This is a genomic window from Vreelandella aquamarina, assembly GCF_900110265.1.
GTDB classification, from domain to species: Bacteria; Pseudomonadota; Gammaproteobacteria; order Pseudomonadales; family Halomonadaceae; genus Vreelandella; species Vreelandella aquamarina.
Genome location: NZ_FODB01000025.1, coordinates 40381 through 49735, shown reverse-complemented (window position 1 = coordinate 49735; position 9355 = coordinate 40381). Strand labels below are relative to the sequence as shown.

Here is a 9355-nt window from a genome sequence, read left to right as displayed (position 1 = left end):
CCCAGAGCCATGGAGTGCCTGGCCAAGGATCGGGAGGAGCTGCTGGCGTTCTATGACTACCCGGCAGAACACTGGGTGCATATCCGCACCACCAACCCGATCGAGTCGACCTTCGCCACGGTCCGCCTGCGGAGCAAGCGCAGCCGGAACTGCGGCTCCAGAGCGACGACCCTGGCGATGGTCTTCAAGCTGCTTCAGAGCGCCCAGAAGCGCTGGAAGCGGATCAAGGGGTTCAACAAGCTGGAGCTGGTCGTGAACAACGTCCAGTTCAAGGACGGCGAACCCTTGACCGATCAGTCAGACAGGACTGCCGCCTGACCGGCCATACACAGAATTTGACAATAACTCGTGCGCAGCCCGCATTAAAGAGGTGCCAGGTTCCATCGAGGGCGGCGAAAACGCCTGGGATAGCATTAAGTTGGGGCTATCGCTACTGCGTGAAGACCGCACGTTTTTACACTTCAATGTCGCTAGGGCCCTGCTACTTTCAAGCGCGCTGGCGCTGCCTTACCTGGCGCTACTCGGCCAGCAGCAGAGCGGAACCGAGCTGGGCGGCCTAGGCATTTTAGTGGTGGTATCCGGCCTAGCCGCTATGGTGGCAAGCCCGATATGGGGAAAACGCGCGGATCAGTCCAGCCGCCGGGTCATGCGCGACGCTGCCGTGGGTACGGTGTTGTGCTGCCTATTAGGCGCGGCCTTAGCTTGGTTGCCGGGTGACTGGACGCAGAGCGTTTTACCCTATGCCGCGATTTATGCGCTATTGGTGATTGTGCATCACGGTGTTCGCCTGGGTCGCAAAACCTATTTGGTGGATATTGCCAGCCAAGACAATCGCGCCCTTTACGTAGCGCTTTCCAATACGCTTACGGGCGTACTGATGCTGGTTGTCGGGGGTATTATCGGCGCGTTGGCGCAATGGCTAGGAAGCGCCATGTTGCTGGTGGTCTTGGCGCTCACGGCAGTGGGGGCGATGTTCAGCGCACAGCGGTTACCGGAAGCCGAATAGCGTTGTTGATTGCAAAGCACCGCAACGCTCGCCATGATGGGCAGCAGTTGGCGGTAGAGAGCTGTTTTTTTGCTATTCTACCTCTATTCGGTAGTGTGAAATTCCGCATCGTCCTGCAGTAAGAGAGCCCCGCGCTGATCAACAGCGCCATGGCTACGAAAGAACGAAAGCAACAGGAATCCATTGATGAAACGATCTCCCTTGATCAACCCGGAGTTACTTGAGCGCATTATTGACGCTTCTGAAGATGGCATCGTCGTTGCGGAGCAGGAAGGTGACGAAAACATCCTGATTTACGTGAACAAGGGCTTTGAGCGCTTAACGGGCTACAGTGCGGATGAAATTCTGTATCGCGACTGCCGTTTTCTGCAAAACGAAGACCGCGACCAGGATGCGCTATCGTCGATCCGCGAAGCGTTACAGGATGGCCGCCCCTCGCGGGAAGTGCTGCGTAACTACCGTAAAGACGGCACTATGTTCTGGAATGAGCTGTCAATTACGCCAGTTTATGACGAAGCCGACAACTTGATGTACTACATCGGTGTTCAGAAAGATGTGACCGAACGCGTTGAGGCCCAATTGGCACTGTCAGCGCTAAAAAATCAGCAAGAAAACGCCAAATAAACATTTGTCATCATAAAAACAAAGATAGGGCTTGAACTTCAATCCAAGTGGCGTTATATAGCGGCAAGGCGCTTGTTTAGCGTTAGGCGCTTCTTACTTTGCTTCTGTTGGGTAAGGAGCCGTTGTGATGCCGGTGCGCCGGCTTGGGTTGGAGGGCATACCATGAGCCGTGACCCCTTAAATCGTGAAACCTACACCAACGATGGGCTTGATGCTGACGAGTTTGATAACTTGGATGCAGTCAACGACGATCACTACGGTAAAAGCAAACCCAGTAAAGCGGATACCCTGCGCGCTCGCCGTCAGGTAGAAGCGTGGCTTGAAGAGCGTCGCTTACAGCGCGCGATTGAAGATGACTGGGACGAAGAAGAGTAGCGCCTTGCCAATCTATTAAGCGTTTTCAAGGTGGACATACCCGAGGGGCACCCAAATGAGTGCCCCTTATCTTTGCGGCTTGACCACTCTACGCTTGCCCCACTGCTTTGCTGGCCTTTAGCCGCGCTGGGCACTATCATCTGTGCACCAAGCCAGCATATTTGCTGGTCTCGCTTTTACCACAACCTAACGGATTTCCATGGCGCAATACGTATTCACCATGAATCGGGTTGGCAAAGTCGTGCCGCCCAAAAAGCAAATTCTCAAGGATATTTCGCTCTCGTTCTTCCCTGGCGCCAAGATCGGCGTGCTGGGCTTAAACGGTGCCGGTAAATCCACGCTGCTGCGCATTATGGCCGGTGTCGATAAAGAGTTTGAAGGTGAAGCTCGTCCGATGCCCGGCATCAACGTGGGCTACCTGCCCCAGGAGCCGCAGCTGGACGACGAGAAAAACGTTCGGGATACCGTCGAAGAGGCCTTAGGCGCCATCAAAGAGGCACAGGAAAAACTAGACGCGGTATACGCTGCCTACGCCGAACCCGATGCCGACTTTGACGCCCTGGCCAGCGAGCAGGCACGGCTTGAGAATATTATCGAAGCTGCCGATGCACACAACCTTGAGCGTAAGCTGGAGGTAGCCGCAGAAGCGCTGCGCCTTCCGCCGTGGGATGCCAAAGTAGGCAACCTTTCTGGTGGTGAGCGTCGTCGTGTAGCGCTTTGCCGCCTACTGCTCTCAAGCCCGGACATGCTACTGCTGGACGAGCCCACCAACCACCTGGATGCTGAATCCGTGGCGTGGCTGGAGCGCTTCCTGCATGACTACAACGGCACTGTCGTTGCGATTACCCACGACCGTTACTTCTTGGATAACGTCGCGGGCTGGATTCTTGAGCTGGACCGCGGCCAAGGTATTCCGTTTGAAGGCAACTACTCCCAGTGGCTTGAGCAGAAAGAGCAGCGCCTGACCCAAGAAGCCAAACAGGAAGCGTCTCGTCAGAAAGCCATCAAACAAGAGCTTGAGTGGGTGCGCAGCAACGCCAAAGGCCGCCAAGCGAAGAGCAAAGCGCGTCTTAACCGCTTTGAAGAGATGCAGTCTGGCGATTTCCAGAAGCGTAATGAGACCAACGAGATCTACATTCCGCCTGGCCCGCGCTTGGGTGACAAAGTGATCGAGTTCCACAACGTCACCAAGCGTTTTGACGACAAACTACTCTACCAGGATCTCTCCTTTACTATTCCCCAAGGGGCGATTGTGGGTATTGTGGGCGGTAATGGTGCCGGTAAATCGACGCTGTTTAAGCTGGTAACCGGCAAAGAGCAGCCGGATGCTGGCGAAGTGGTAATCGGCGAAACCGTCGACATTGCCTATGTTGAACAGCTGCGTGACGCCCTAGACGACAAGCAAACTGTCTGGGAAGCAGTGTCCGATGGCCAGGATATTCTCAACATCAATGGCTATGAAGTTTCTTCGCGAGCCTACGTTGGTCGCTTTAACTTCAAAGGCAACGACCAGCAGAAGCGTCTGGATGAGCTTTCCGGTGGTGAGCGTGGCCGCCTGCAGCTTGCGCAAACCCTAAAACAGGGTGCTAACGTGCTGCTGCTGGATGAGCCCTCTAACGACCTGGATATCGAAACCCTGCGCGCCCTGGAAGAAGCCCTGCTCGCCTTCCCTGGCTGTGCCATGGTGATTTCTCACGACCGTTGGTTCCTGGATCGTATCGCCACGCATATTCTGGCGTTTGAAGGCGATTCAGAAGTGGTGTTCTTCGACGGTAACTACACCGAATACGAAGAAGATCACAAGAAACGCGTCGGTAATGACACGCCCAAGCGCATGAAGTACAAGCGCATCGACGCCTAATGTTTTAGGCGTTATGCAATGCAAAAGCCCTGCTGGCGTTTCCCGCCGCAGGGCTTTTTTATGGATGGCTGTTTACCGTTGGTCGGCGAGACAGTTTAGCCTGCGGGCCAGGTAAACTCGCGCCCACCCATTAAGTGCATATGGATATGGTAGACGGTCTGCCCGCCCATTTCGTTGCAGTTCATCACCACACGGTAGCCATCCTCGGCAAACCCCTGCTGCTTAGCAAGCTGCGCGGCGGTGTGTTGCAAGCGGCCTACGAGGGCTAGGTCGTCGGCGGTAATATCGTTAAGCGTCGAGATATGCTTTTTAGGGATAATAAGCTGATGGGTCGGCGCTTGAGGGCTAATGTCGTTAAACGCCAGCACGTGCTCATCTTCAAACACGATATCAGCGGGAATGTCGCGGTTAATAATTTTGCAGAACAGGCACTCCATCGCGGCCTCCTTAGGTTTGGCGCGTTTATTATCGATAAAAGGCAGCCCCGCTTACCCCGTTAGCGAAAACGGCGCTGCGACAGTAAGTGGCGAACCAGCGGTGCCAGAATCAGTTCCATCGCCAATGACATACGAGCGCCGGGCACCACCAGGGTATGCGGACGGGTCATAAAGGAGTCTTTAATCATCGCCAGCAACCAAGGGAAATCGACGGTTGAAGGGTCGCGGAAACGGATGACCACAAACGACTCCGAATCGGTCGGAATATCCTGCACTTCAAAGGGGTTGGACGTATCGACCGTGGGCACCCGTTGGAAGTTGATATGGGTACGGGAAAACTGTGGCTGGATATAGCGCACATAGTCATCCATACGGCCCAAGATAGTGTCGATCACCGCTTCCTGAGAGTAGCCGCGCAGCTTCGTGTCCCGGTCGATCTTTTGAATCCACTCCAGATTCATGGTCGGCGCAACACCCACCAATAGATCCACATGGCGGGCAATATCGTACTCTTGGGTCACTAACCCACCGTGCAGCCCTTCGTAAAACAGCAAGTCAGTGCCGCAAGGCAGCGACTGCCACTCGGTGAAGGTGCCCACCCGATACCCGGCTTCAATTTTCTGCTTATCTTCCGCATGGATATAGTGCCTGAAGATGCCAGCACCGTGCTCTCCGTACTCGATAAACAGACCTTCCAGGCGATCAAGCAAGTTGGCTTCTACGGCAAAGTGAGATAGCTCATCTTTACGTTCTGGCTCTTCACGGAAAATGCGCTTTAGGTCATCGCGGGTATAGCGGTGAAACGCATCCCCATCCACCATGGCAGCATGCACATCTTCACGCAAAAACATGCGCTCGAAGCTGCGGCGCACGGTAGTGGTACCCGCCCCTGACGAACCCGTTACCGCGATGATGGGATATTCTCGGGACATTATCCCCCCCTTGCATCAGCAAGCGTTTGCTTCACCGTATCGGGAATCGCTACCGGGCGGCCAGCAGCCAAGTCAATCAGTAGTTTATTTACCCGAGCGGTAGCCACCACATCGCCCGTTTCCGCCTTAGTCACCCTATGGAACACCGTTAAGGCTTTGCCTTCTGGGTCGGGCACTGCCGTTTCTATCACCAGCGCATCGGGAAAGCGGGCCTCCTGTTGATACTGCACGGCGAGGTCAACCACAACGCTTGGGTAGCCGTGTATATCCCACTCGGGCAGATCGAGGGCGGCGAAGGCCTGCATACGAGCCTCATGAAGCAGCGATACCAGCGCATCATGCCCCAGATGGCGGCCGTAGTTCATATCCGTCACCCGCACAGTCAGCGGATGACGATGGATAACCGCTGCGTTAGGGAACTCCTGCGAAACACGCTCCATAGTTCAACTCCTTGCTGGGTGACGGTTTGACCTTAACAGGCCGGTAATTACTGCTCGCGCGCGATGGCACGGAAAGCGATATCACGACGGAACTCAACGCCATCCCAGTGAATCGCTTTAACCCCTTGGTACGCCTGCTGCTGGGCAGCTGAGACGCTATCGCCCAGGGCGGTCACACACAGCACGCGACCGCCAGCAGTGGTGATATCACCCTCTGCGTTTTGCGCCGTCCCTGCATGGAAGACTTTGCACTGCGCCTGCTCGGCATCGGCTAGGCCGTGAATCACGTCACCTTTGCGGTAGCTGCCGGGGTAGCCACCTGCCGCCAACACCACGCCCACCGCTGCGCGGCTATCCCACTCGCACTGCTTGTCTGCCAGTTCGCCCTTGGCACCTGCTAAACAGAGCGCCGCTAAATCGGAGGTAAGGCGCATCATAATCGGCTGGGTTTCCGGGTCACCAAAACGGCAGTTGTACTCGATTACTTTGGGGTTGCCTTGCGGGTCAATCATTAGCCCCGCATACAAGAAGCCGGTGTAAGCGTTGCCCTCTTCCGCCATGCCACGCACGGTGGGCAAAATCACTTGCTCCATAATCCGCGCATCTACTTCCGGTGTCACTACCGGTGCCGGAGAGTAGGCTCCCATACCGCCGGTATTGGGGCCGGTGTCACCATCGTAGGCACGCTTATGGTCTTGGCTGGTGGCCATGGGCACGACGTTTTCGCCATCCACCATCACGATAAAGCTGGCTTCTTCACCTTCCAAAAACTCTTCGATGACGACTCGCGCGCCAGCGTCACCAAAGGCGTTGGCTTCAAGCATATCGCGGATCGCCGCTTCGGCTTCCGCTTCGCTCATGGCGACAATCACGCCTTTACCTGCCGCCAAACCGTCCGCTTTGATGACGATGGGCGCGCCCATATCAGCTAAATACGCCAATGCTGGCTCAACAGCGGTAAAGGTTTGGTAATCGGCGGTGGGAATGTGATGGCGGGCCAGAAAGTCTTTGGTGAACGATTTGGAGCCTTCCAACTGTGCCGCGCGCTGGCTGGGGCCAAAGATAGTCAAACCAGCGGCTTGGAACCGATCCGCTACGCCTTCCACCAGCGGAGCTTCTGGGCCCACCACGGTTAGCGCAATCTGCTCTTGCTGGGCAAACGCCACCAAGGCATCCAGGTCGGTTGCGCCGATAGCGATATTGGTCAGCTTAGGTTCTGTGGCGGTCCCTGCGTTGCCAGGTGCCACAAACACTTGCTCGACATCATTGGATTGGGCAAGTTTCCAAGCAAGGGCATGTTCGCGGCCACCGCCACCGATCATCAAAACTTTCATGGGTATCCTTCTCAAACGGGAGAGCGTCGTTGGGGCGCATTATGCCACAACGCGTCCCTAACGTGGCCTAAAGGGGGATTAGGAGTTTTTGTCCGTTTTATCGTCGTCATCCGTCTGGGTAGGCTGGTTCAGCGCATTTTGCCAGAAACGCATATTCTCTTCGGCCAGTTCACGCATAAACTCAATGGGTGAGTGGCGCATCGCCTGCTGCCACTGGGTCTGCATGCGCTTTTGCTGCTCCAGCATCAGTTGGGTGCCCTGCTCCAAATAACGCGCCAGCGGCAGCGGTGAGGACATATCGTACACACGGATCAACTGGGCCAGCAGGTCGTTCGAGAACACTTCGGCTTCACTATCCGCCTGCTCCTGTTCGATAATGATCGATAGCAAAATGGTGCGCGTCAGATCTTCGCCACTTTTCGCGTCTTCAACGCGAAACGGCTCTTCTTCAATGATTAAACGCCGCAAGTCTTCAAGAGTGACATAACGACTCTGCTGAGTATCGTACAACCTGCGGTTGGCATATTTGCGAATTACGCGCACAGCGCATCTCCTTAAACACGATAGAGGCTTTTGTCGCCGTTGCTGCTATTGTGCCTGCAACACGCGCCCATGCAAGCCAGCTTAGCGGATTAGTGCTGTTAAGTACGCCTTTCCTGTCAACTACCCCCGCCTGAAGGCGGGAGCTTGTGAAAGCAAGCCTAGTTGACCAGGGTAAGCGGGCGGTACAGCCGCTACGTTGATAACAGGTCGCCAAGACTCACCCACGGATGCTTCCTCAGTCCGTGGCTCTGAAAGGTCAAGATCATGCTGCGGTACGCCGCCCGGGCGAAAGGTAAAACGCCGAAGGTCTTGACCGCTGCCACAAGGCAGGAGCCGGTTATCGACATTCCCGAGGGGAGACGGGGCGCAAGCCCCGCGACACCAGGCCCGTAAGGGCATGGATTAGGAGGAAATCGCATGGCGGTTTTCGTACTGGACAAACACAAGCGGCCACTGATGCCGTGCAGTGAAAAACGCGCTCGGTTGCTGCTGGCGCGTGGTCGTGCCGTGGTGCATAAGCGTTACCCGTTCACGATTCGGCTCAAGGATCGCGTCAGTGGCGAGACGCAACCGCTTCGCCTGGGCATCGACCCTGGCAGCAAAACGACCGGGCTGGCGCTGATGCGCGAACCGGACAGTCAGCAGCGGCATGTACTGTGCCTGTTTGAACTGATCCATCGCGGCTTTCAGATCAAAAAGGCATTACAGCAACGCGCCGCCTTTCGGCGTCGCCGCTGCAGTGCCAACCTGCGCTACCGCGCCCCGCGCTTCAATAATCGCATCAAACCTAAGGGCTGGCTGGCACCGTCGCTGCAGCATCGCGTCGATACCGTCATGGCCTGGGTGAACCGGTTGAGTCGTTTGGCTCCTGTAACAGCCATCAGCCAAGAGTTAGTGCGCTTTGATACGCAGAAGCTGGATAACCCAGAGATCAGCGGCGTGGAGTACCAGCAAGGCACCTTGCTGGGCTACGAAGTACGCGAGTACCTGCTGGAAAAGTGGGGGCGTGAGTGTGCCTACTGTGGCACCGGCGACACGCCGCTGGAGATCGAGCATGTGGTGCCGCGCTCACGCGGCGGCTCGAATCGTGTCAGCAATTTGACGCTGAGTTGCCATCCCTGTAATGCCGAGAAAGATAGCCAGACACTGACCGATTTTTTCGCCACCAACAAAGGCCTGAAAAAGCGCCTCAAGGCTAACGGCTTATCAGCTGACGCACAGCTGGAACGTGTGCAGCGCCAGCTCAAGCAACCGATGCGCGATGCCAGTGCGGTCAATGCGACCCGCTGGGCGCTGTTCTCCGCGCTCAAAACCACGGATTTACCGGTCGCCGTGAGCAGCGGTGGCCGCACCAAATACAACCGACAGCGCCTCAACATCCCCAAGACGCATGCCCTGGACGCCGCTTGTGTCGGAGCTTTTGGTAAGCTGCATGACTGGACAGTGCCGACACTGACGATCAAGGCGATGGGGCGCGGCAGCTACCAGCGCACGCGCTTAACGAAACACGGGTTTCCGCGTGGCTATCTAATGCGGCAGAAGCAGGTGCACGGCTTTCAAACCGGCGACATGGTGCGTGCGATAGTACCCACCGGTAAGAAGGCCGGTACCCATACGGGGCGTGTCGCGATACGCAAAACCGGCAGTTTCAACATTCAGACCGAACAGGGGGCCGTGCAAGGCATCTCGCACAAATACTGCACCGTGATTCAACGCGGTGATGGCTACGGCTATTACATCACACCCTTCACCAACCTAACAGGAGGAGCGGGACAGGCGGTGGCGTAACCCAGTCGCCCTGCG

The 9355-nt window shown here is 56.3% G+C and carries 10 protein-coding genes and 1 pseudogene; 6 read left to right on the top strand and 5 right to left on the bottom strand.

Annotated elements, in window-relative coordinates; all coding sequences use genetic code 11:
• From BMY49_RS08785 to ettA, 5 genes and pseudogenes are all read left to right on the top strand, one after another.
• On the top strand, positions 1-318 hold a 318-nt coding region (locus tag BMY49_RS08785; protein ID WP_200825212.1), incomplete at its 5' end, for a transposase.
• 22 nt (positions 319-340) lie between these two features.
• A pseudogene (locus BMY49_RS08780) lies at positions 341-1006 on the top strand (MFS transporter); the annotation flags it as partial.
• 186 nt (positions 1007-1192) lie between these two features.
• Positions 1193-1630, top strand: coding sequence for a PAS domain S-box protein (locus tag BMY49_RS08775; RefSeq protein WP_044628514.1), 438 nt, complete (start codon positions 1193-1195; stop codon positions 1628-1630).
• A 162-nt stretch (positions 1631-1792) separates the two neighbouring features.
• Positions 1793-2005, top strand: a complete 213-nt coding sequence (locus BMY49_RS08770) for a PA3496 family putative envelope integrity protein (protein ID WP_044628513.1) — start codon at positions 1793-1795, stop codon at positions 2003-2005.
• A 199-nt stretch (positions 2006-2204) separates the two neighbouring features.
• Entirely contained in the window at positions 2205-3866 is a 1662-nt protein-coding gene (gene ettA / locus BMY49_RS08765; protein WP_089675399.1) for an energy-dependent translational throttle protein EttA, read from the top strand.
• 95 nt (positions 3867-3961) lie between these two features.
• Here ettA and BMY49_RS08760 read toward each other — a convergent pair whose 3' ends face one another.
• From BMY49_RS08760 to phaR, 5 genes are all read right to left on the bottom strand, one after another.
• Complete coding sequence (locus BMY49_RS08760; protein ID WP_044628511.1) at positions 3962-4303, bottom strand: histidine triad nucleotide-binding protein; 342 nt, start codon at positions 4301-4303, stop codon at positions 3962-3964.
• A 59-nt stretch (positions 4304-4362) separates the two neighbouring features.
• Entirely contained in the window at positions 4363-5235 is an 873-nt protein-coding gene (locus BMY49_RS08755; RefSeq protein ID WP_062361629.1) for a phosphoribulokinase, read from the bottom strand.
• Positions 5235-5675, bottom strand: a complete 441-nt coding sequence (locus BMY49_RS08750; RefSeq protein ID WP_089675398.1) for an acyl-CoA thioesterase — start codon at positions 5673-5675, stop codon at positions 5235-5237. The genes BMY49_RS08755 and BMY49_RS08750 overlap by 1 nt, the downstream gene beginning before the upstream one ends.
• Positions 5676-5722: 47 nt before the next feature.
• Entirely contained in the window at positions 5723-7009 is a 1287-nt protein-coding gene (gene purD / locus BMY49_RS08745; RefSeq protein ID WP_089675397.1) for a phosphoribosylamine--glycine ligase, read from the bottom strand.
• 78 nt (positions 7010-7087) lie between these two features.
• Positions 7088-7552 (bottom strand): polyhydroxyalkanoate synthesis repressor PhaR, encoded by a 465-nt coding sequence (phaR, locus tag BMY49_RS08740; protein WP_044628507.1) that lies wholly within the window; start codon positions 7550-7552, stop codon positions 7088-7090.
• Between the two features lie 417 nt (positions 7553-7969).
• Here phaR and iscB point away from each other — a divergent pair, with 417 nt between their 5' ends.
• Complete coding sequence (gene iscB, locus BMY49_RS08735; protein ID WP_089675396.1) at positions 7970-9340, top strand: RNA-guided endonuclease IscB; 1371 nt, start codon at positions 7970-7972, stop codon at positions 9338-9340.
• The last annotated feature ends 15 nt before the right edge of the window (positions 9341-9355 follow it).